A 19,919-nucleotide genomic window follows, 5' to 3' on the forward strand; every position below is an offset into this window, starting at 1 on the left:
GGGCCCGCGCGCGTTTCACCGGTATGCGGTCGTTCATCCTCGTGCTCGTCCTCGTCGCGGGCTGCGGCGCCGCCGCACCCGAGCAGCCGTCCGCCTGCGGAGCCTCCGCCGGTACCGGCCCGCTGGACACGCGCGTCCTGCGGCAGGTCGTGTACGACTACCCGGCGCACCCGACGCCCGAGGCGCTCGCCGGGAAGGTGGAGACCGTCGTCACCGGCCACGTGACGGGCTGGGTCGCCGGGCCCGTGGTCGAGGAGGGCATCCCGGGGGACCGCACCCGGTACGTCCTCATGCGCTCCCAGGTCGGCGAGCGGCTCAAGGGCGCCGCCTCGGACGTCGCGGACCTCGCCTTCTACCAAGGGGCGGCGGTGGACGACGAGGGCACGCCGGTCCACAGCGTGGCCGACTTCGCCCGCGCGGTGCCCCCGGGCACCCGGGTGCTGCTGTTCATGAACCGCGCCAGGCCGACCGGCAAGGTCGTCGAGGGACGTCCGGTCACCTACTCGACGCCCCCGCAGGGCGTGATCCTGCACGAGGTGACCGACGACCCCGGTGGCCGGGCCGTCGGCGGCAGGGACGAGATCTTCTCCTCGACCGGCTGGAACCAGCCGTGCGGCATCGACGGCCTGATCGCCCGCCTGCGCGCCCACGGATTCACCGGCTGAACACTTTGCCCTTTTCTGGTGTCCGCCGGGTGCCGTGCCGGGGAGAACCGCATTCATGGGGATCGTCTCTCGCGGCTTCGCCGGAAAACACTTCCGGCGTCCGCGGCCGGAGCTGGCCGGGCGGGTGCCGCCGGGGCAGTACCTGGCCGAGGGATTCCCGGTGCTCACCGCGGGGGCGACGCAGCACGTCCAGACCGAGCGTTGGTCGTTCACCGTCAGGGGCGGCGCGGGCGAGCCCACCTGGACGTGGACGGACCTGCTGTCGCTGCCCGCCGAGCAGATCACCGTGGACATCCACTGCGTCACCCACTGGAGCAAGCTCGACACCACCTGGACGGGTGTGTCCCTCGACCGGCTGCTGACCGGCGCCGACCGGGCGGCCGGTTACGCCCTGGCCGTCAGCTACGGCGGCTACGCCACCAACCTGCCGGTCGAGGAGATCGTGGACGGCAAGGCGTGGCTGGTCTACGCCTACGAGGGCACGCCGATCCCACCCGAGCACGGCGGCCCGGTACGGATGCTGGTGCCCGCCCACTACCTGTGGAAGAGCGCCAAGTGGATTTACGAGCTGTGGCTCATGGACGAGGACCGCCCCGGCTTCTGGGAGCGGTCCGGCTATCACAACTTCGGGGACCCATGGCGGGAACAGCGGTACTACGACGACTGACCTGGCAGCCGGCCACGATCGCCGAGGTCGTCCCGGAGACCGACCAGACGCGTACGCTGCTGCTCGACGTGCCCGGCTGGCCGGGACACCGCGCCGGCCAGCACGTGGACGTGCGGCTGACGGCCGACGACGGCTACCAGGCGACCCGGGCGTACTCGCTGGCCGGCGCGCCCGGCGAGCGGCCCGCGATCACCGTGGCCAGGGTGGCGGGGGGCGAGGTGTCGCCGTACCTGGTGGAGGTGGCCGAGGCCGGCGACCAGGTGGAGGTGCGCGGCCCGATCGGCGGCTACTTCGTGTGGGAGCCCATGCCGGAGCGGCGGCCGCTGCTGCTGGTGGCGGGCGGGTCCGGCGTGGTGCCGCTGCGCTCGATGCTGCGCCACCGCGCCCGGCTGGGCGACGGCACCCCGGTACGGCTCATCTACTCCGTACGCGACCCCGGCCAGGTGATCTACCGCGACGAGCTGGAGTCCGGCGGCGGCGAGGTGACCTTCGTCTACACCCGCTCGGCCCCCACCGACTGGCCCGAGCCCGTGGGCCGGGTGGACCGCTCGCAGCTGGTCCGGCTGGCCTGGCCGCCCGCCCACGAGCCGCTGGCCTACGTCTGCGGCCCGACCGCGTTCGTCGAGCACGTCGCCGCGATCCTCACCGCCCTGGGCTACCCGCCCACCGACATCCGCACCGAGCGGTACGGCTAGGAGAGACACCATGCAACGACCCGTGGACGGCAACGCCGCGGCAGGCCCGCTGGCCCAGTTCTTCGGCCGGGACATGACGGCGGCCCAGGGCGTCTGCGCGCAGTGCGGCATGAACGGCCCGCTCGGGGAGGCCACCGTGTACGGCCCCGCCCCCGGCACCGTGCTGCGCTGCCCGAACTGCGACAACGTGCTCATGACCCTCGTGGAGGCGCCGGGCCGGATGATGGCCGCGATGCCGGGACTCGGCCTGCTGGAGACGCCCGTGCAGGGAGGTGGCTGACCGTGGCCGTCGTCTCCAAGGGCTTCAAGGGGCGCGGCGGGCACGACGACCGCCTGCCGCCCGGCCAGTACCTCACGCCCGGCTTCCCCGTCCTGTCCGCGGGGCCGACGCCCAGCGTCGACACCGCCGGCTGGACGTTCACCCTGGTCACCGAGGCCGGCCGGGAACGCGTCTGGACCTGGGACGAGCTGCTCGACCTGCCCCAGAGCGCCCCGCACACCGACCTCCACTGCGTCACCGGCTGGTCGAAGTTCGACACCGACTGGCAGGGCGTGTCGATCGACGTCCTGCTCGACGACGTGGACACGGGGGCGGAGTTCGCGCAGGCGTACTGCCACGGCGGTTACACGACCAACCTGCCGCTCGCCGACCTGCGCGACGGCAAGGCGTGGATCGTCCACACCTTGGACGGCGACCCGCTGCCCGCCGAGCACGGCGGCCCGGCCCGGCTGCTGGTCCCGCACCTGTACCTCTGGAAGTCCGCCAAATGGGTCAAGGGCCTGCGCCTGCTCGACCGCGACCGGCCCGGCTTCTGGGAACGCGCCGGTTACCACAACTACGGCGACCCGTGGCGCGAGCAGCGCTACTGGAACAGCTGATCGTCCCCATAGACGGGGGACGCCTGCCGGGGGCGGCCCCGCAGCCGTTAGCGTTGGCGCATGCGCTCACGTCGTTCCGTGCTCTCCGTGCCGGGCAGCAACCCCCGCTTCCTGGAGAAGGCCCAGACCCTGCCCGCCGACGAGGTCTTCCTCGACCTTGAGGACTCCGTCGCGCCGCTGGCCAAGGACGAGGCCCGCAAGAACGTCGTGACCGCGCTGCGCGAGGGCGACTGGACCGGCAGGACCCGCGCGGTCAGGGTCAACGACCTGACCACGATGTGGACGTACCGGGACGTCATCGAGGTCGTGGAGGGCGCGGGGCAGTTCCTCGACTGCCTGATCCTGCCCAAGGTCCAGGACCCGACCGAGGTCGTCTGGCTCGACACCCTGCTGACCCAGATCGAGCGGTCGATGGGCTACGAGGTGGGCCGCATCGGCATCGAGGCCCAGATCGAGAACGCCCGCGGCCTGGTCAACGTCGACGCCATCGCCGGGTCGTCCAGGAGGCTGGAGGCCCTGGTGTTCGGGCCCGCCGACTTCATGGCCTCGATCAACATGCGCACCCTCGTGGTCGGCGAGCAGCCGCCCGGCTACGAGGAGGGCGACGCCTACCACTACATCCTCATGCGCCTGCTGATGGCCGCCAGGATGCACGACCTCCAGGTGATCGACGGCCCCTACCTCCAGATCAAGGACGTCGAGGGCTACCGCCGGATCGCCCGCCGGGCCGCCGCGCTCGGGTTCGACGGCAAGTGGGTGCTGCACCCCCTGCAGGTGGAGGCGGCCAACGAGGTGTTCTCGCCGAGCCAGGAGGACTACGACCACGCCGAGCTGATCCTGGAGGCGTACGAGCACTGCACCACCGTGGAGCGGCGCGGCGCGGTCATGCTGGGCGACGAGATGATCGACGAGGCGTCCCGCAAGATGGCGCTCGTCGTGGCCGCCAAGGGCAGGGCGGCCGGCCTGTCCAGGACGAAGTCGTTCACACCTTGACGCCCACCGCGGTGAAGAACCACAACGACGAGGTCAGCCAGAGCCCGACCAGCGCCGTGAACGCCAGCCCGCCGAACACCGGCAGCGTCCAGCCCGGCGCGTCGCGCTTGGGCAGCGCCAGCATCTTCGCCGTGAACACGCCGTAGAAGAAGCAGCCGAGCAGCGAGTGGGCCAGCACGCGCGGCACGTCGAACTGCAGGCCCAGGGCGTACAGGCAGTGGAAGGCGACGGGGATCGTGAGGAGGAACGCCAGCCGCCCCGACCAGCGGTGGACGCCGTCCGGGAGCTCGATCCCCAGCCTTCCCCACATCGACAGCGCCGAGACCACCTGGACGATCGCCAGCGCGAACGCCCCGGTCGTCAGCCACGCCTTCATCGGCAGCGCGCCGGAGAACCCGGCCGGGCCGACCGCGAACCCCGTGGGCGTGTGCGCCCGGCCGTACACGCCGAGTCCCAGCGCCACCAGGCCGCCGGCCAGCAGCGGGATCAGGAGCACGGCGGCCGTCCGGTGCGACGGCCGGTGAATGGCGGTCATTGCATCTCCTCGATGAAGCCGTCCACGTCCTTCGGAAGGACCGTGGCGCCGGCGACGGTCACGGGGGTGGTGGGCCGCCCGGCGTCCAGGCCGGGGATCTCCACCTGGTCCTGTCCCAGGAACGCGGCGCCGACCTGGTCGTAGCCGCCGCCGGGGCGCGGGACGCGGATCCAGCCCGCCCGCAACTTCGCGCCCCTGACCTGCGCGGTCGCCCGGTACAGCCCGGACGGGCGGACCACGGCGGGCGCGGTGAAGCTCCACCGCCCGCCGCCGACGGACAGGCTGCCCCTGGCGCGCCCGCCGCCGAGCGTGGCGGTCAGCCGGGCCGTGCCCGGGCCCTTCAGCACGGCCTTCCCGCCGGCCTCGCCGCCCTTGAACCAGGCTTCCGACCTGCCATCGCAGAAGTAGCCGACGGCCTTGCCGTCGCGGACGGAGATCGCTATGAGACCGCCGTTGCCCTTGACGTACCCGCCGTAGTCGGCCTTGGGGATCTTCGCGGCCTCCGTGGGGGCGGGTGACGCGGACGGCGACACGGACGGCGACACGGACGGCGCGGCGGCGGCCTCGGTCGGCGACCCCGCCGCCGCCGTGTCGGTGGGGGGCGCGGTGTCGGCCGCCGGTGTCGCGATGACGCTGGCGACGCCCAGCCCCGCGGCCAGGACCGCGCCCGCCGCCAGGGTGATGAAAGGTCCCAGCCTTGACATGGACTGCTCCCAAAGTCGGAAGGGTCGAAATGCCGTACGACTCCGAGCATCCGCCCAAAGGGGTGGGCCGTCTGTGAACTAATGCTCACCCGGCAGACAGAATGTATGGATGCAGGAGAACCCTGGACCGAATCCGCCATATGGCAGTCAGCCGCCTGGGCCGCCCGTCTATCCTTATGGGCCGCCGCCCGTGCCGCAGCAGCGGTCCTGGTTCCTGCCGACCCCGCAAGGGGTGCGTTACGACCATCTCGCCCGCACTCCGGCGAACGAGCCGTGGCGGGCCGTCGTCGGCACGATCGTCGTCGGCGTCGGGTTCTTCGTCATCGGCACCGGCGTGCTGCTCGTGGGCAAGGCCGCCGAGCTGATCCTCGGCCTGCCCGCGCCGACCGACCCCGGGCAGATCTTCGGCGATCCGGTGTTCGGGCTGGTGATGGTGCTGCTGTCGATCGCGGCCGTGCTGCCGCTCGTCTTCGGCACCGCCGCGCTCGTCCAGCGCCGCAGGCCCGGCACGCTGTCGTCGGTCGCCGGACGGCTGCGCTGGTCGTGGTTGCTGCGCTGCCTCGGCCTGGCCGTGCTGGCGCTGGTGCTGGGCCAGATCGCGCAGGTCACGGCCCTGTCGTTGTCCGGGGAAGGGTACTCCGACCTGTTCGGCTGGGTCGGCTGGGGACGGTTCCTGCCCGCCCTCGTGGTGATCGTGCTGCTGGTGCCGTTCCAGGCGGCGACCGAGGAGTACATCTTCCGCGGCTGGTTCGTCCAGGCGGTCGGCGTGCACGTGCGCAATCCGGTGTGGGCGATCCTCATCGGGTCCCTGCTGTTCGCGTCGCTGCACGGCTACTCGTGGGTGGGGCTGCTCGACGTGTTCGCCTTCGGCGCGGTGATGGGCTGGCTGGCCGTACGCACTGGGGGGCTGGAGGCGCCGATCGCGTTGCACGTGATGAACAACATGCTGGCCTTCGGGCTCAGCGCGGCCTCGGGCAGCCTGGAGGACGCGCTGGACCAGGGCAAGACACCCATCCCGTGGCAGGCGCTGTCGGGAACGGTGGTGCAGCTCGGGGTGTACGCGATTGGTGTGTTCTATATATCCAAAAAGCGGGCAGTTAGTGCCATTTCTGGATAAATCAGGCGAGAGGTGCGGGAAATCTCGCTAGAGAGGTCTCGCCAATCCGGCTCAGGCATGCTGGTCTGGTTCCTGTGGGACAGGCGAGGGTGTCACGGAGGTGATCGTTTTGGTGGGACGGGGTAGAAAATAGGCGCATAAGGTGGGAAGGGATTTGTGGAACGGTCCGTAAGAAACGGCCCGTTCGCTCACCGTTTCCCCGCGCAACCCGGTTGACCAGGTCCGATTCGACGGGTTCCACCTGTACGACGAGTTCGACTAGGAGGTGCGGCGCGTGGCCTCCGGCCCCAGCGATCCGCCACGGCGACCGCCGGACGACGACGACCCGCGTCCTGAGGACGCCGCGGACCCCCCCTCTCCCGAGGAGCCCGGCACCTCGTCAGGGCAGCCCAGGACCTCCTCCGAGCAGGCCGGGGCCGTTTCCGGGGAGCCCAGGATCCGCCACTCCCCGCCCGGGCCCACCGACGACCGGGCCCGGGGCTTACCCTTGACCTCCCCTTGGGGCATGCCGCCGTTCGCGTCCCCCATCCCGGAGGAATCGCCGCAGGAGCTGCCCAAGGGGCGCAGACCGTACAGCTCGCCGACGGCCGAGCCCGAGGTCGAGCCGCGCCGCCGTCCCCGGCGCATCGTCAACCGCCCGGACAAACTCGTCGCCGGCGGCCCGCCCCGCCAGGAGCCGCCCGCAGCACCCCCGCCCGCAGCACCCCCGCCCGCCGGGCCCCCGGCCGCAGCGCCTCCGTCCGCCGGGCCCCCGGCCCGGCCCGCCGACGGACCCCAGGAGGGCACGGCACCCGCAGGGCCCTACCGCGAGCCCCCCTACCACCTGCCGCTCCCCGCCGACCAGGCCCCCGGCCCAGCCACGCAGCCCCCGCCCCCACAGCCCGAACCCCCCGGCCCCCAGGCCCCCGGACCGCACGACCCCGAGTCCCGCGATCCCGAGCCCGGCGACCCGGAGTCCGGCGATCCCGGGTTCCGGGCCGCCGAGCCGGAGGTGGCCGGTGAGGAGGACACCGAGGTCAGGCGGGTCGGCCGCCCGCCCGGTGGGCGTCCCACCAGACCGGACCTGCTGGTCGCCACCGGCCCGCCGCGCCCCGGCGGGGCCGGCGGCAGGCACCACAGAGGCCCGGCCCCGGCCGCCGTACGCAGGTCCAGCCCCGTGCACCGGGGCAGCAGGGCCGCTCCCATCGCCCTCACCATGGCCCTGGCGCTCCTGGTGGCCACGGGGGTGCTCGTATGGCGCTGGAGCGACACCGACGCCACCGGACTGCGCCTGGAGGCCGGCACCGGCCGTTCTGGGGACGACCTCTTCACCGTCCCGGCCGCCGGCGTCGGCACCAACCAGAAGCTCAACGACATCGTCGCCGTCGGCCGCGCGGTGGTCGCGGTGGGCAGCGACACCACCAGCCCGACCCCGCGCCCGCTCTTCCTGTTCTCGCCCGACGCCGGCAAGCACTGGCAGCTCGGCCAGGTGAGCGGCGCCTCCACGCCCATCGTCCAGCGCGTGGTCGGCGGCGACGGGCGCTGGCTGGCCAGCGGCGGTGACGGCCCGTCCGGCGAGCGCGGCCTGTGGACCAGCGTCGACGGCTTCAGCTGGACGACCGTCGACGCGACCGGCATGGCCGCGTTCCGGCCCGGCGACCAGATCTACGACATCGCCAGGACGGCCTCCGGCTTCGTCGCCGTCGGCGCCACGCCGGGGGAGGGCGGCCCCGGCCCGGCGGCCTGGCGCTCGTCCGACGGCCGGGTCTGGGAGCGCGTGGAGACCAGGGGGCTGGACGTCCGGGAGATCAGGGCGGTCGTCGCCCAGGGCGACACGGTCGTGGCCGTCGGCCGCCCGCTCGACGGGAGCGGCTCGCGGGTGCTGCGCTCGTCCGACGGCGGACGCGGCTGGCAGGCGACCGGCTTCCAGCTCCCCGAGGCCGAGCCGCGTACGGGCACGGTGGCCGTGCTGCCCAAACGGTTCGTCCTGGTGCCGACCAGGCAGCGTACGGTCGACGGCGACGTACGCGTCTACTGCTCGCCGACCGGCGCCCAGTGGTCGCAGTGCGGTTCCATCGGCGGTCTGGGCGGCGAGAGCCCCGGGGTGGAGTCGCTGGTCTCCTACCGGTCCGGCGTGGCCGCGATCAGCCAGGCCACCTTGGGCAAGTACGCGGTCCTGACCAGCGCCGACGGGCGCGGCTGGACCAAGCGGGCCGACCTCGGCGACCTGTCGGGCGCCACGCTGCGCGGGTTCACGATCTCCGACGGCGGCACCCTGTTCGCCGGCGGCGACCAGGCCGCCTCCGACGTCGACAACCAGCTCGTGCTGATGACCGCGCCGCCGCGCGGCACCGCCGCCCGCGTCCAGCTCGGCCAGGTCGAGGGCCTGACCAGGGTCTCGCGCGAGACCACCCGCCTCGCGGCCGCCGGCGGCCGGTACGTCGCGGTCGGCTCCGCCTCCGGCGACGCCGGCCTGTGGACGATCAGCAACTGGCAGCGCTGGAAGTCGATGAGCCTCGGCGGCCCCGGCAGGCAGATCCTGGAGGACGTCGCCCACGGCGGGCGCGGCTGGCTGGCCGCCGGCAGCACCCAGACGAACCTGGCCGTCACCGACCCCCTGCTCGTCACCTCCGACGACGGCGAGAACTGGCGGCGCGTGCCGGTCTCCGGCGACCTGGCCCGCGACCGCGACCGGCCCTACCTGGACACCCACGCCGTCGCGGCGGGCAAGAAGGGGTACGTGCTGGCCGGCGAGTCCCACGACCAGGCGGGCTCGGTGGCCGCCGCCATGTGGTTCACGCCCGACCTGCGCAAGTACACCCGGTCCAGGAAGCTGCCCCAGGGCGGCTCGGGCGTACGCGTCCACGACGTGATCGCGACCCAGGGCGGCTACGTCGCGGTCGGCGGGTCGGGGACCTCCGAGCGGGAGAACAGCGTGGTCTGGTTCTCCGACGACGGCGTGAACTGGAGCGCCCGCAAGCGGGTCACCCCGCCGGACGCCACGTCGGCCGGGCTGCGGCAGATCACGACGTACCACGACAAGCTCGTCGCCATCGGTACGGCCGTCACGGACGGCTCACGCCGCGCCTTCTCCGCCGTGTCCGACGACGACGGCGAGAGCTGGACGACGGCCTGGCTGCCCGCGGACCAGGCGGCGGCCGTGCACGACCTGGCCGCGGGCGACCAGGGCCTGGTGGCGGTCGGCTGGCACGGCGTCCCCGGCGAGGGCGACAGCGCGGCCTGGGTCTCCCAGGACGGCCTGTCGTGGAACCGCATGGCCCTGACCAGGGACCGGCTCTCCGGCCTCGGCATGCAGGCCCTGACGGCCGTGGCGATCAGCGGCACGGAGGTGGTGGCGCTCGGCAGGTCCACGACGTACGACACCGACCACCTGATCCTGTGGACCTCCAGCCTCACCGCCAACCGGTGAGCACGCCCCACTCGGTCAGGCAGCCGAGCAGCCCCTCGGTGAGCGGGAGGAGCGCCAGCTCACCGGGGCCGCACCAGCGCACGTCGGCGGCGTCGTCACCGGCCACGGGCACGCCGCCGGCGGAGGTCGCCAGGTAGTCGCGGATCACGTACGTGACGCCGCCCGGCCCGGGACGCTCCACGGTGCCGGCCAGGCGGCCCACCTCGACGCGCAGCCCGGTCTCCTCCATGACCTCGCGGCGCACGCCGGCCGCGTCGGTCTCGCCGGGCTCCAGCCGGCCGCCCGGGAGCGACCACAGGCCCAGCCCCGGCGGGCGGCCGCGCCGGACGAGAAGAAGCTGGTCAGAGGCGTCGAAAATGATCGCGCCGACACAATTTACGCGCACATGGCCAAGATTACGACGGGATAACGGGTTCCGGTCTTGACGCGACCGTGCCGGAGGAAGCACCGTGGGTAGCTGTGAGAGCGGCTCCTACCTGCCCAAGGTGCTTCGGCCCGCTTCACGGGTCGAGCGCCCTGTCCAGTGCGTTCCATTGCGACACGCACGGCGACGTCCTGCCGTACCAGCCTCCGAGGCCGCCCACGGGCGAATCGCTGGAGGCCATGCGGAAACGCTCGGTGGTGCCCGTGTGGCTGCCCTGGCCATTGCCGCCCGGCTGGACGGTGACCGGGTTCGGCGAGGTCGGCGACGACCGTACCGGTTCGCGGGCCAGCGTGGTCGCGCTGAGCGGGCCCTCGCCGATCGAGGGGCCGGCCGACCTGCTGGTCATCGCCGAGGAGCCGGGCGTCGGGCTCGGCGCGACGTTCGCGGGGCTCGACGGGCCCGACCCCGGCGAGGGGTTCGACTCGGGGCCGCCCAACGCGAAGATCGAGGTGCTGGGGCACCCCACGGCGATGTGGTGCCTGGCCGGCATCGACGACCGGGCCGTCTACGCCGGTGAGGCGCTCGGCAACTGGTTGTGGACCATCGCCTGGCCAGCCGAGGCCGGTTGCATGATCGCGCTGGCCGAGCTGTCCCTCCAGGACGCCCGCGACCGCGAGTTCGAGGTGCCGTTCGGCGGGTTCTCGCCGCTGCTGGAAGACTGAGGGCCTGGAGATCCGGCGCCTGGAGGATCGGGCGCGGGGCTGAGCACAGGATCGCCTCCCCCGGGCGGCCGGTTGGGGGAGCGGTGTCCGGGGTCCGGTTCTTCGTCGAGGCGTTCGTGACGATGTTCGTGATCATGGACCCGCCGGGCGTCATCCCGCTCTTCCTCGCCTACACCTTCGGCCGCACCCCGGCCGAGCGCAGGCGCATCGCCTGGCAGGCCGCGGTGACGGCGTTCTGCCTGGTGGTGGTGTTCGCGGTGTTCGGGCGGGCCATCCTGTCGTACCTGCACGTCGAGGTGCCCGCCATGCAGATCGCGGGCGGCCTGCTGCTCCTGCTGGTGGCCCTGGAACTGCTGCGCGGCGCGGCCGAGCCGCGCACCGACACCGTACGCTCGAACGTCAACGTCGCCCTGGTCCCGCTCGGCACGCCGCTGCTGGCCGGGCCCGGCGCGATCGTGGCGACCATCGTCTTCGCCCAGCAGGCCGAGGGACGCGCCGACGGGCTGGCCGCGCTGATGCTGGCCATCGCGGCCGTGCACATCCTGCTGTGGCTGTTCATGCGCTTCTCGGTCAGCATCATCCGCGTCATCAAGGAGAACGGCGTGGAGCTGGTCACCAGGATCGCCGGCCTGCTGCTCTCGGCACTCGCCGTGCAACTCATCATCAACGCGATTCGCGCTCTCATGCAGACGGGCTAAAGTTCGGAAGCGTGACAGCGCGTATCGAGCGAGTGGTGACCGAGGGCGTCGTCGACATCGACGGCACCGAGCACAAGGTCGAGAACAACACCTGGATCATCGGTGACGACGACGAAGTCATCGTCATCGACGCGGCGCGTGACGCCGGGAAGATCCTCGAGCGGGTGGGCGAGCGTGAGGTGCTGGCCGTCATCTGCACCGCGGGCCTGCCCGACCACGTCGGCGCGGCCATCGAGGTGGCCAGCAGAGACGAGGCGGTCGTCGCCCTGCACCCCAAGGACAAGCCGCTGTGGCGGGAGACCTGGCGGGAGACCTGGCCCGACATCGACATGGAGGACGACGGCGTCTTCGGCGTCGCCGACGTCCAGCTCGACGTCATGGAGACGCCCGGCGTCTCGCCCGGCGGGATCTCGCTCTACTGCGAGGCGCTGGGTGCCGTCTTCACCGGCAAGGCCCTGCAGGCCGACGGGCCGGGCAAGCTCGGCGGCGAGTACCCGGCGCTGGCCGACCAGCTCACCTCGATCGGCGGCCGGCTGTTCACGCTCCCGGCCGACACGCGGGTGCTGGCCAACCACGGTGACGAGGTCACCGTCGGCGACCTCGAACCGCACTTCGACGACTGGGTGTCGGGCTCGCTGACCCGCGACCCGGCCGCCGCCCGCGACGACGAGGGCCCGCTGACCGACGGCACCAGGATCTCCGGCATCAAGCTCGGCCCTGGCGACGAGTAGGTGTACGACCAGCCTCCGCTGGACGGGATGCCGCGGCGGCTCTACGCGTGCACGCCGTCGCGGTTGAACACCTGGCTCGACTGCCGCCGCCGCTACCGGTTCACCTACCTGGACCGGCCGCAGCCCTCCAAGGGGCCCGCCTGGGCGCACAACAGCGTCGGCGCCAGCGTGCACAACGCGCTGGCGGCGTGGTGGCGTGAGCCGTACGAGCGGCGCACGCCGCTGACGGCCGCCATCCTGCTCACGAACGGGTGGATCGCCGAGGGGTTCAGGGACGCCGAGCAGTCGGCCGAGTGGCTGGGGCGGGCCCGCGACCTCGTGTCCGGATATGTCACGACGTTAGATCCCGCTGACGATCCGGTCGGCGTCGAGCGCACGGTCGCCACGCGTACCAAGGTGGTCGCGCTGTCCGGGCGCATCGACCGGCTCGACCGGCGCGGCGACGAGCTGGTCGTGGTCGACTACAAGACCGGCCGCCGCCCGCTGACCCAGGACGACGCCCGCTCGTCCCTCGCCCTGGCCACGTACGCCATCGCGGCCTCCACGATGATGCGCACGCCGTGCCGGACGGTCGAGCTGCACCACCTGCCCACCGGCGAGATCGTCGAGTGGCGCCACACCGACGAGTCGCTGGGCCGGCACCTGCGCCGCGCCGAGGAGATCGCCGTCGAGGCCGCCACCGCCGACGACCGCTACCGCGCCGTGATGGGCGCCCCCACCTCGGCCAAGCGCCCCGCGCCGGGCCGGGGGGCGGGCGAGCGTCCCGTCGTGGGCCCGGCCCAGGTCCCCGCCGAGCTCGACACGGTGTTCGCCGCCAGCCCCGGCCCGCTCTGCTCGTGGTGCGACTTCCGCCGCCACTGCCCGGAGGGCCAGGCCGCCGGCTCCGACCGCAACCCCTGGGACGCCCTGGCCGACTGATCCCCGGCGAAGCGGTCAGGCGGCCCGCGCCGCCGGCCAGCGACGGGGGTCGGTCAGGCCCTTGAGCCCCTTGCTCACGTCGTAGCCGGCCGCGCCGAGCCGGGCCCGCGCGCCCGCCAGCATCTTCCGCGTCGACGGCATGAAGGCCCGGTCGTGCACCGGCTCGGGCAGCGCGTTCATGCCCAGCCGGAACGCCCTCAGCGCCGCGGTGACCGTCGCCGGGGGCACCTCGGGCAGCACGCCGTACATGCGGCGGGCCCACTCCGGAAGCGTGTAGTAGCAGAGCGCGCCGAAGGGGAAGTAGGCCGGTTTGCCCGGCGACAACATGCGCAGCTCGCGCGGCAGCCTGGGCCACAGCAGGAAGCGCACGGTCGCCGCCGCCTCCTCGGTCACCCGCAGGGCGGGCCGGGCCTGCTTGAAGTAGGCGTCCATCTCGGCGCACGAGCCCGGCACGTCCTCGGGGTGCAGTCCGACGTAGGAGGCGCTCCTGCGCTGCTCACGCAGGTAGCGGTCGGCCTGCCGCTCGTTCAGCCCGAGCCCGCCGCGCCTGGCCACCTCCAGGTACGACGACACCTCCGCGCAGTGGACCCACAGCAGCAGCTCCGGATCGTCCACCCGGTGCGTGCGCCCGGTCCGCGGATCGGTGATGCGCAGCGCCTTGTGGATGCCGCGCACCCGCCTGCCGATCTCGTCGGCCTCCGCCGGGCTGCCGAACGTCACCCGGCCCACGAAGTCGGCGGTGCGGCGCAGGCGGCCGAAGGGGTCGTCCTGGAAGGTGGAGCTCTGCCAGACGCCGAGCATGGCCAGCGGGTGCAGCGCCTGCAACATCAGGCCGCGTACGCCGCCCACCCACATCGAACGGTCGAGATGCACCTGCCAGGTCGCGCTCCGCGGCGCCTGGACGACGAGTTCGTCCGTCATAGTAAGTGAATGATTACATGGCATTGGACCTTGTGTCCAAATAGTGCTTCTCGGCCGCGTTCCAGAACCTGACCAGCGCGGCGGCCGTCGTCTCCGGCGCCTCGACGGCGGGGGAGTGGACCGCGCCGGGCACGACCACGCAGTCGGCGCCGAGCCGGGCGGCCGTCTCCGACTGGGTCTCGGGTGACCAGCCGTCGTCGTGCTCGCCGTAGAGGACCAGGGTGGGGATCTCGATCTGGCGCAGCTCGTCGGTGCGGTCGTGGGCGTGCAGGACCTGCTCGGCCATGCGGGCCAGGCCGGTGGGGGAGTTGGTCAGCAGCCGCTTGCGCAGGAACGCCATGATCTCGTCGGAGACGTCGGCGGCCAGCGCCTCGGGCTCCATCCGGTGGTGCCAGAGGTGTTCGAGCCCCAGCGCCGGGATCTCCTCCATGATCTCCCGGCCGTTGCGCGCCCGCCGACCCTCGATGGCCGCCGGGCCCGAGCTCATCAGCGTGAACGAGGCGAACCGGGTGCGCCCGTCGATCACGGCCTCACGCCCGACCAGGCCGCCGAAGGAGTGGCCCACCAGGTGGACGGGGTCGCCGCCGCCGATGGCCTGGGCCAGCAGGTCGACGTCGGCCCCGAGGGCGGCGCAGGTGTAGGCGGCGGGGTCGTCGGGGCCCGGCGTCTCGTACTGGCCGCGCAGGTCGACGGCCACCACCCGGCGGCCGGACTGGGCCAGGGTCATCAGGACCGCGATGAAGTCCTCCTTGCTGCCGGTCAGGCCGGGGACCAGGAGGGCGGGCCAGCGCTCGACCACGCCGCTGCCCGGAAGCGCCTCCAGAGCCGCGAACGCGCCGTGGGGCGTTTCGAGCTTCTGCGGCGTCACACCGGGTGGCAGGTCGAGGAATCGCGGCGTACTCACGTGGGGCAACAATACCCAGAGGTCAGCGCCTCGACACCGGCAAAGCTTCGACGCTGAGGCGAGTTGTGGGGAGTTGTGAGCTTTGCGGCTTTCGTGCTCCGGAGGCAGGTGGACGACGTCCGCGTCCTCAGTGGCTCGTGGCGGGCCCTGAGGCGGCCTCTCGGGTCCTGCGGCGCCGGGAGGGCGTATCTGTCGCCGGTGCGTCCGTGAGGCCGCGAGGGGCGCGTACGGCTCCCTCCCGGCGCTGGAGCCGTACGGACGAGAGGCGCTGGAGCCGTACGGACGAAAAAGGCGCGCACCCCGCGAACGGGGTGCGCGCCTTGTTCCGTTGTCGCTAGCCCGCGCGGCGGCGGTTGCCGCCAGCGCCACCGCCACGGGACTGGCGGCGCTGCTGCTTGCGCTCGGTCGCCGCGGACGGCGCGATGTCATCGTCGTCCGTGGCCAGGTCGGGCGACTGGAAGATCACCGCGAACGGGCTCGGCGGGATGATCCGCTCCGGCTCCTGGCGGACCGGCGGCGGAGGCGTGGCCAGGAAGCTCGGCTCCGGCACGGACGCCACGACCGGCTCGGGCGCGACCTCGGCCGCACGGCTCCGGACCGGCTCGGCGGGAGCGGCCTCGGCCGCACGGTTCCGCGCGGGCGCCTCGGCGGCCTCCTCGCGCGGACGCGTGTCCGCGGCCTGGGGCTGGTCGGCCTTGCGGGAGCGGGTCCGCTTCACCGGGGTCTCCGGTGTCTCGGTCAGCGCCTGCTCGATGGCCGACGACGCGGCCCCCCTGCTGCGGACGCGCGTGCGCTTCGGCTCGGCGGCCGCCGTCTGGACCTCGTCGGGCGTGAAGATGGCGGGAGTCTCCTCCGTCTTGGTGGCCACGGTCTCGACCTCCGGCGTCTCGGCGGGTGCGGTTTCGGCCAGTTCCCTGCCGCCGCGGGTGCGGCGACGCTGGCGCTGGGCGCGGGCCGGGCGTTCCTCGCGCTCTTCGCGCTCCTCACGCCGGCGGTTGCCGCCGCGGGTGCGGGCCCGGCCGGTCTCACCGAGGTCCTCGATGCGCTCCGCGGACAGCCCGGCACGCGAACGGCTCGCGTGCGGCAGGACGCCCTTGGTGCCGGCGGGGATGTTCAGCTCGGTGTAGACGTGCGGCGAGGTGGAGTAGGTCTCCTCAGGCTCGGCGAAGTCGAGCCCGAGCATCTGGTTGATCATCTTCCAGCGGGTCAGCTCCTCCCACTCCACGAACGTGACCGAGATGCCCGTGCGCCCGGCCCGGCCGGTACGGCCGATGCGGTGCACGTAGGTCTTGTCGTCGGAGGGGCAGTCGTAGTTGACCACGTGGGTGACGTCGTCGATGTCGATGCCGCGGGCCGCCACGTCGGTGGCCACCAGCACGTCGATCTTGCCCGCCCGGAAGGCCCGCAGTGCCTGCTCGCGCTGGCCCTGACCGAGGTCGCCGTGGACGGCCGCGACCGCGAAACCACGCGTGTCGAGCTGCTCGGCGACCATGTCGCAGGCCCGCTTGGTCTCGCAGAAGACCATGGTGAGCCCGCGGCCCTCGGCCTGGAGCAGCCGGGCGACGATCTCGATCTTGTCCATCCGGTGGGCGCGCCAGACGATCTGACGCACCTGCGGGGTGGTCTCGCCCTCGCCGCTCTCCATCTCCGCGCGTACGTGGGTGGGACGGTTGAGGTATTTGCGGGACAGCGTGACGATCTCGCCCGGCATGGTGGCCGAGAACAACATCGTCTGCCGCTCCGCGGGGATCAGCTTGAAGATCCGCTCGATGTCGGGCAGGAAGCCCAGGTCCATCATCCGGTCGGCCTCGTCGAGCACGAGGGACGTGACCTGGCTGAGGTCGAGGTGCTTCTGCTTGACCAGGTCGAGCAGGCGGCCCGGGGTGCCGACGATGACGTCGACGCCGGCCTTGAGCGCCTCGATCTGCGGCTCGTACGCCCGGCCGCCGTAGACGGTCAGGACCCGGGAGCCGAGCTTGCCGGCCGCGGTGACCAGGTCCTCACTGACCTGGACGGCCAGCTCGCGGGTCGGCACGACGACCAGCCCGCGGGGCTTCTTGCGGTTCTTGCGCGGCTTGCCGATGCTCTGGAGCATCGCGATGCCGAACGCGTAGGTCTTGCCCGTGCCCGTGCGCGCCTGGCCGATGAGGTCCTGGCCGCTCAGGGCGAGCGGGAGCGCCATCTCCTGGATGGGGAACGGTGTGACGATACCCTCGGTCTCGAGGGCATCGGCGATTTCTGGTGTGACTCCGAGGTCTCGGAAAGTCGTCAGCGTGGCCTGCCTCAGTCTCAAATGAAGGCGGGCCTGCCGGGACCAACGGGCGGAAAACAGCCCCCGTTACGTGGGTCCTCGCGGTAGAGCCAGCCCTCTCGCGTCATCAGCGACCGCGCACCCGGGGAATCGGGGGTTATCGGGGGAATCCCCCGAACTAACACAGTGCGGTCGCACTTTCACAGAGCAGTGTACTCGATACCACAACGCTGGCCGAGCTCGCTTATGTTCCCGCATATTTCGGGAAGTACGCTGCCTCCATGAAGGAGTCTCCTGGAGTCGTCGACCTGCTCGGAGTTCTAGCTTACGCCGAGCTCAGCGCCTACGCCCGGATGACCGAGGACGCCGCCACTCTGGCGCCCTCGCTCGCCGACCGCGCCGCGCTCAGCGAGCTGGCCGTGGCCGAGTACGCCCACTTCCGCCTGCTGCGCGACCGCCTGGCCGAGCTGGGGGCCGATCCGGAGGAGGCGATGGCGCCGTTCGTGACGGCCCTGGACGCCTGGCACGCCCAGACCCGGCCGGCCGACTGGCTGCAGGCCCTGGTCAAGACGTACGTGGGGGACGGGATCGCGCTCGACTTCTACCGGGAGGCCGCCCGGCACCTGGAGCCGTCGATCGTCAAGCTGGTGGACGAGGTGCTGGTGGACGAGGCCCGCTCGCAGTTCGCCGTCGAGCGGGTCAGGGCCGGGATCGAGGCCGATCCGACGGCGGGCGGGCGGCTGGCGCTGTGGGCCCGGCGGCTCGTCGGCGAGGCGCTCAGCCAGGGGCAGCAGGTGGCGACGGCCCGGCCGGAGCTGGCGTTGCTGCTGGTGGAGTCGGCCAGGGCGGCAGGGGGCGAGACGCCCGACATCTCACGCCTCTTCGCGACGCTCACGGAGGCCCACAACAAGCGAATGGCCACCCTCGGCATCTGACTCTCGACCGCAGGCCGACGAACGTGGGCGGCCTTGGGGTGACCCGGGCCCGCGATCTCGGCCGCATCTGCCAGGTGTTGAAGCAGACCGGTCTGGTCGTGGGGCGGCGCGAGGGTACGAAACGGTTGTACCGTCCCAGGCATGAGGGCCTCGCGCCGCTACGGCAGTTCCTTGACGAGATGTGGGCCGAATCGCTGGACTTCGCGCGTCGTGTTGCGGAGGGGAAGCGCGGGGTGCCCGACGAACGAGCCGAGACGGGACCACGCCGACCAGCACCGCCACCACGTCCGTGGCTGCCGCCTGGGACAACCAGGCGGTCGTGGGGCATGCGGCCCGTGACAGCTGCGGCCAGGAGGCCGTGTGACGCCTGAGAGCTCGGCGATCTCTGAGGCTGAGGGTCCCTGAGTGAGGCATGTGGCCTGTGAAGCACGCGCGTGGTTCGTACGCGCGGGGCCGGCGAGGGTACGGCTGGTTGCGGCCGTACCCTCGTTGTTCCGCCTGTGGGGTGGTTAGAGGGTGCCGCCGAAGCCGACCGGCCTGGCTTCGTCCTCACCGATCTCGACGAAACCGAGCGAGGCCACCGGCACGACCACGCGCCGGCCCTTGACGTCGGTGATGGCGAAGACGCCGCGATCGACCGACAGCGCGTTCCTGATCTCCTCTTCGACCTGCTCGGCGGAGAGGTCGGTCTCGACAACGAGTTCGCGGTGTACCGAGCGTACGCCGATCTTGACTTCCATCGTGGCTCCCTAGTCGACTGGGTTAGCGCTCGGTTCCATCGTCGCCGCTCGGAGGGCCGGAGGCGGTGAATGATCGCGCCCAGCGAACGGGTTATGCCGTACGCGGAAAACCGCTGATCCCGCGCCAGGCGAGCCGCGCCATGAGCTGCTCGGCCGCGTCCTTGGGGATCGAGCCCTGCGCGGTGACCCAGTAGCGGGCGCTCACCTCGGCCATGCCGACCAGGCCGACGCCGAGCAGGTGGGCCTCGTCGCTGGTGCAGCCGGTGTCCTCCTGGATGACCGCGCTGACCATCTCGGCGCACTCCTGCAGGGACCGCTCCACCCGCTGGCGCACCGGCGCGACGTTGCGCAGGTCGGACTCGAAGACCAGCCGGAACGCCTCCCCCTGCGTGGAGACGAAGTCGAAGAACGCGCTGAACGTGGCCTGCACCCGCAGCTTGTTCTCGTGGGTGGAGGCCAGGGCCTCGCGGCAGCGGTTGACCATGTCGTCGACGTGCAGGTCGAGCAGCGCGAGGTAGAGCTCCAGCTTGCCGGGGAAGTGCTGGTAGAGCACCGGCTTGCTGACCCCGGCCCGATCGGCGATCTCGTCCATGGCGGCCGCGTGGTAGCCGTTCTCCACGAACACTTCCTGCGCGGCGCTCAGCAGTTGCCGGCGTCGGGCCAGTCGGGGCAGCCGGGTGCCCCGGGGCTTCGCGTCCGGGGTTGCGGTCACGCGGGTCTCCATTGGTCTCTCAGCGAACTGTGCCGACATCCTACGTGCGGGTAGCCGACACCTCGGCGGTCATCGTCATACGCGCTCGGTCTGGCGGGCGGCCCGTGCTCAGCGGTAGTCGTCGTCGTCGTAGTCCACGACGCGGTCCTGGTCGGCCGCGTCGGCCGGGTCGGCGTCGAGCGGAAGCTCGCGGCGCGCCGCGGCGGTGTCCTGGCGGAGCTCGCGATGCTGCTCGGCGGCGTCGGCCTCGGGCGTCTCCGGCGACAACTCCTCTTCCTCCTCCTCGTCGTAGACGCTTTCGTCCCCGCGGGTGTCCATTTCCGACATCTTCGGTCCCCCTCTTGGTGTGGACGGGTCCA

At 72.4% G+C, this 19,919-nt stretch carries 22 protein-coding genes; 13 read left to right on the forward strand and 9 right to left on the reverse strand.

All coding sequences use genetic code 11. The features are described 5' to 3' along the window. Positions 1-23: 23 nt before the first annotated feature. From ABZ444_RS35510 to ABZ444_RS35535, 6 genes are read left to right on the forward strand one after another with little or no spacing between them, the layout of a single operon-like run. Positions 24-665 carry a hypothetical protein gene (locus tag ABZ444_RS35510; protein ID WP_358006798.1) on the forward strand — a complete coding sequence of 214 codons (642 nt, stop codon included), beginning with the start codon at positions 24-26 and terminating at the stop codon, positions 663-665. A 55-nt stretch (positions 666-720) separates the two neighbouring features. Next, a complete protein-coding gene (locus tag ABZ444_RS35515) occupies positions 721-1,332 on the forward strand; it encodes a molybdopterin-dependent oxidoreductase (RefSeq protein ID WP_358006801.1) in 612 nt (203 codons plus the stop codon). Beyond that, positions 1,302-2,027, forward strand: coding sequence for a ferredoxin reductase (locus ABZ444_RS35520; RefSeq protein WP_358006804.1), 726 nt, complete (start codon positions 1,302-1,304; stop codon positions 2,025-2,027). The genes ABZ444_RS35515 and ABZ444_RS35520 overlap by 31 nt, the downstream gene beginning before the upstream one ends. Positions 2,028-2,037: 10 nt before the next feature. After that, the gene (locus ABZ444_RS35525) at positions 2,038-2,307 is read left to right on the forward strand and encodes a DUF6510 family protein (protein ID WP_358006807.1); all 270 of its coding nucleotides are present in this window, start codon (positions 2,038-2,040) and stop codon (positions 2,305-2,307) included. 2 nt (positions 2,308-2,309) lie between these two features. Continuing rightward, entirely contained in the window at positions 2,310-2,906 is a 597-nt protein-coding gene (locus ABZ444_RS35530) for a sulfite oxidase-like oxidoreductase (protein ID WP_358006810.1), read from the forward strand. Between the two features lie 60 nt (positions 2,907-2,966). Next, complete coding sequence (locus ABZ444_RS35535; RefSeq protein WP_358006813.1) at positions 2,967-3,899, forward strand: CoA ester lyase; 933 nt, start codon at positions 2,967-2,969, stop codon at positions 3,897-3,899. Here ABZ444_RS35535 and ABZ444_RS35540 read toward each other — a convergent pair. Continuing rightward, positions 3,889-4,434 carry a DUF6529 family protein gene (locus ABZ444_RS35540; RefSeq protein ID WP_357974290.1) on the reverse strand — a complete coding sequence of 182 codons (546 nt, stop codon included), beginning with the start codon at positions 4,432-4,434 and terminating at the stop codon, positions 3,889-3,891. The genes ABZ444_RS35535 and ABZ444_RS35540 overlap by 11 nt on opposite strands. Further along, positions 4,431-5,138, reverse strand: coding sequence for a hypothetical protein (locus ABZ444_RS35545; RefSeq protein ID WP_358006815.1), 708 nt, complete (start codon positions 5,136-5,138; stop codon positions 4,431-4,433). The genes ABZ444_RS35540 and ABZ444_RS35545 overlap by 4 nt, the downstream gene beginning before the upstream one ends. Before the next feature lie 190 nt (positions 5,139-5,328). On the opposite strand from ABZ444_RS35545, the gene ABZ444_RS35550 reads away from it, so the two are divergent. Further along, complete coding sequence (locus ABZ444_RS35550) at positions 5,329-6,255, forward strand: CPBP family intramembrane glutamic endopeptidase (RefSeq protein WP_358006818.1); 927 nt, start codon at positions 5,329-5,331, stop codon at positions 6,253-6,255. A 505-nt stretch (positions 6,256-6,760) separates the two neighbouring features. Then, positions 6,761-9,664 carry a hypothetical protein gene (locus ABZ444_RS35555; RefSeq protein ID WP_358006820.1) on the forward strand — a complete coding sequence of 968 codons (2,904 nt, stop codon included), beginning with the start codon at positions 6,761-6,763 and terminating at the stop codon, positions 9,662-9,664. Here the strand turns inward: ABZ444_RS35555 and ABZ444_RS35560 are convergent. Further along, a complete protein-coding gene (locus ABZ444_RS35560; RefSeq protein WP_358006823.1) occupies positions 9,648-10,049 on the reverse strand; it encodes an NUDIX hydrolase in 402 nt (133 codons plus the stop codon). The two genes, ABZ444_RS35555 and ABZ444_RS35560, sit on opposite strands and share 17 nt — an antisense overlap. 74 nt (positions 10,050-10,123) lie before the next feature. On the opposite strand from ABZ444_RS35560, the gene ABZ444_RS35565 reads away from it, so the two are divergent. From ABZ444_RS35565 to ABZ444_RS35580, 4 genes are all read left to right on the forward strand, one after another. Next, positions 10,124-10,750, forward strand: coding sequence for a DUF6758 family protein (locus ABZ444_RS35565; protein WP_358006826.1), 627 nt, complete (start codon positions 10,124-10,126; stop codon positions 10,748-10,750). A gap of 83 nt (positions 10,751-10,833) precedes the next feature. Further along, on the forward strand, positions 10,834-11,448 hold the full coding sequence (locus tag ABZ444_RS35570) for a MarC family protein (protein ID WP_357704315.1): 615 nt from the start codon (positions 10,834-10,836) through the stop codon (positions 11,446-11,448). An 11-nt stretch (positions 11,449-11,459) separates the two neighbouring features. Next, complete coding sequence (locus ABZ444_RS35575) at positions 11,460-12,179, forward strand: MBL fold metallo-hydrolase (protein WP_358006829.1); 720 nt, start codon at positions 11,460-11,462, stop codon at positions 12,177-12,179. After that, positions 12,180-13,097 carry a PD-(D/E)XK nuclease family protein gene (locus ABZ444_RS35580; RefSeq protein WP_358006831.1) on the forward strand — a complete coding sequence of 306 codons (918 nt, stop codon included), beginning with the start codon at positions 12,180-12,182 and terminating at the stop codon, positions 13,095-13,097. 15 nt (positions 13,098-13,112) lie between these two features. On the opposite strand, the gene ABZ444_RS35585 is transcribed toward ABZ444_RS35580, so the two are convergent. The 3 genes from ABZ444_RS35585 to ABZ444_RS35595 all read right to left on the reverse strand — a co-directional run bounded on the left by ABZ444_RS35585 (position 13,113) and on the right by ABZ444_RS35595 (position 17,104). After that, complete coding sequence (locus ABZ444_RS35585) at positions 13,113-14,018, reverse strand: oxygenase MpaB family protein (protein WP_358006834.1); 906 nt, start codon at positions 14,016-14,018, stop codon at positions 13,113-13,115. A 13-nt stretch (positions 14,019-14,031) separates the two neighbouring features. Continuing rightward, positions 14,032-14,922 carry an alpha/beta hydrolase gene (locus ABZ444_RS35590; protein ID WP_357974263.1) on the reverse strand — a complete coding sequence of 297 codons (891 nt, stop codon included), beginning with the start codon at positions 14,920-14,922 and terminating at the stop codon, positions 14,032-14,034. Between the two features lie 334 nt (positions 14,923-15,256). After that, the gene (locus ABZ444_RS35595; RefSeq protein ID WP_358006837.1) at positions 15,257-17,104 is read right to left on the reverse strand and encodes a DEAD/DEAH box helicase; all 1,848 of its coding nucleotides are present in this window, start codon (positions 17,102-17,104) and stop codon (positions 15,257-15,259) included. A gap of 350 nt (positions 17,105-17,454) precedes the next feature. On the opposite strand from ABZ444_RS35595, the gene ABZ444_RS35600 reads away from it, so the two are divergent. Beyond that, positions 17,455-18,108, forward strand: a complete 654-nt coding sequence (locus ABZ444_RS35600) for a ferritin-like fold-containing protein (RefSeq protein WP_358006840.1) — start codon at positions 17,455-17,457, stop codon at positions 18,106-18,108. Positions 18,109-18,617: 509 nt separating this feature from the next. Here ABZ444_RS35600 and ABZ444_RS35605 read toward each other — a convergent pair. The 3 genes from ABZ444_RS35605 to ABZ444_RS35615 all read right to left on the reverse strand — a co-directional run bounded on the left by ABZ444_RS35605 (position 18,618) and on the right by ABZ444_RS35615 (position 19,878). Further along, complete coding sequence (locus ABZ444_RS35605) at positions 18,618-18,848, reverse strand: DUF3107 domain-containing protein (protein WP_352319257.1); 231 nt, start codon at positions 18,846-18,848, stop codon at positions 18,618-18,620. A 91-nt stretch (positions 18,849-18,939) separates the two neighbouring features. Beyond that, positions 18,940-19,560: a TetR/AcrR family transcriptional regulator gene (locus ABZ444_RS35610; RefSeq protein ID WP_352319259.1), complete on the reverse strand. Its 621-nt coding sequence runs from the start codon at positions 19,558-19,560 to the stop codon at positions 18,940-18,942. A 108-nt stretch (positions 19,561-19,668) separates the two neighbouring features. Next, complete coding sequence (locus ABZ444_RS35615) at positions 19,669-19,878, reverse strand: hypothetical protein (RefSeq protein WP_358006843.1); 210 nt, start codon at positions 19,876-19,878, stop codon at positions 19,669-19,671. Between the last annotated feature and the right edge of the window lie 41 nt (positions 19,879-19,919).

The organism is Nonomuraea sp. NPDC005730, from assembly GCF_040630865.1.
Classification (GTDB): Bacteria; Actinomycetota; Actinomycetes; order Streptosporangiales; family Streptosporangiaceae; genus Nonomuraea.

Excerpts from the sequence above, each read along its gene's own strand:
- ABZ444_RS35510 (WP_358006798.1), top strand. The coding sequence starts at position 24 with ATGCGGTCGTTCATCCTCGTGCTCGTCCTCGTCGCGGGCTGCGGCGCC.
- ABZ444_RS35515 (WP_358006801.1), top strand. The coding sequence starts at position 721 with ATGGGGATCGTCTCTCGCGGCTTCGCCGGAAAACACTTCCGGCGTCCG.
- ABZ444_RS35520 (WP_358006804.1), top strand. The coding sequence starts at position 1,302 with ATGGCGGGAACAGCGGTACTACGACGACTGACCTGGCAGCCGGCCACG.
- ABZ444_RS35525 (WP_358006807.1), top strand. The coding sequence starts at position 2,038 with ATGCAACGACCCGTGGACGGCAACGCCGCGGCAGGCCCGCTGGCCCAG.
- ABZ444_RS35535 (WP_358006813.1), top strand. The coding sequence starts at position 2,967 with ATGCGCTCACGTCGTTCCGTGCTCTCCGTGCCGGGCAGCAACCCCCGC.
- ABZ444_RS35540 (WP_357974290.1), bottom strand. The coding sequence starts at position 4,434 with ATGACCGCCATTCACCGGCCGTCGCACCGGACGGCCGCCGTGCTCCTG.
- ABZ444_RS35545 (WP_358006815.1), bottom strand. The coding sequence starts at position 5,138 with ATGTCAAGGCTGGGACCTTTCATCACCCTGGCGGCGGGCGCGGTCCTG.
- ABZ444_RS35555 (WP_358006820.1), top strand. The coding sequence starts at position 6,761 with ATGCCGCCGTTCGCGTCCCCCATCCCGGAGGAATCGCCGCAGGAGCTG.
- ABZ444_RS35585 (WP_358006834.1), bottom strand. The coding sequence starts at position 14,018 with ATGACGGACGAACTCGTCGTCCAGGCGCCGCGGAGCGCGACCTGGCAG.
- ABZ444_RS35595 (WP_358006837.1), bottom strand. The coding sequence starts at position 17,104 with ATGGCGCTCCCGCTCGCCCTGAGCGGCCAGGACCTCATCGGCCAGGCG.
- ABZ444_RS35600 (WP_358006840.1), top strand. The coding sequence starts at position 17,455 with ATGAAGGAGTCTCCTGGAGTCGTCGACCTGCTCGGAGTTCTAGCTTAC.
- ABZ444_RS35605 (WP_352319257.1), bottom strand. The coding sequence starts at position 18,848 with ATGGAAGTCAAGATCGGCGTACGCTCGGTACACCGCGAACTCGTTGTC.
- ABZ444_RS35615 (WP_358006843.1), bottom strand. The coding sequence starts at position 19,878 with ATGGACACCCGCGGGGACGAAAGCGTCTACGACGAGGAGGAGGAAGAG.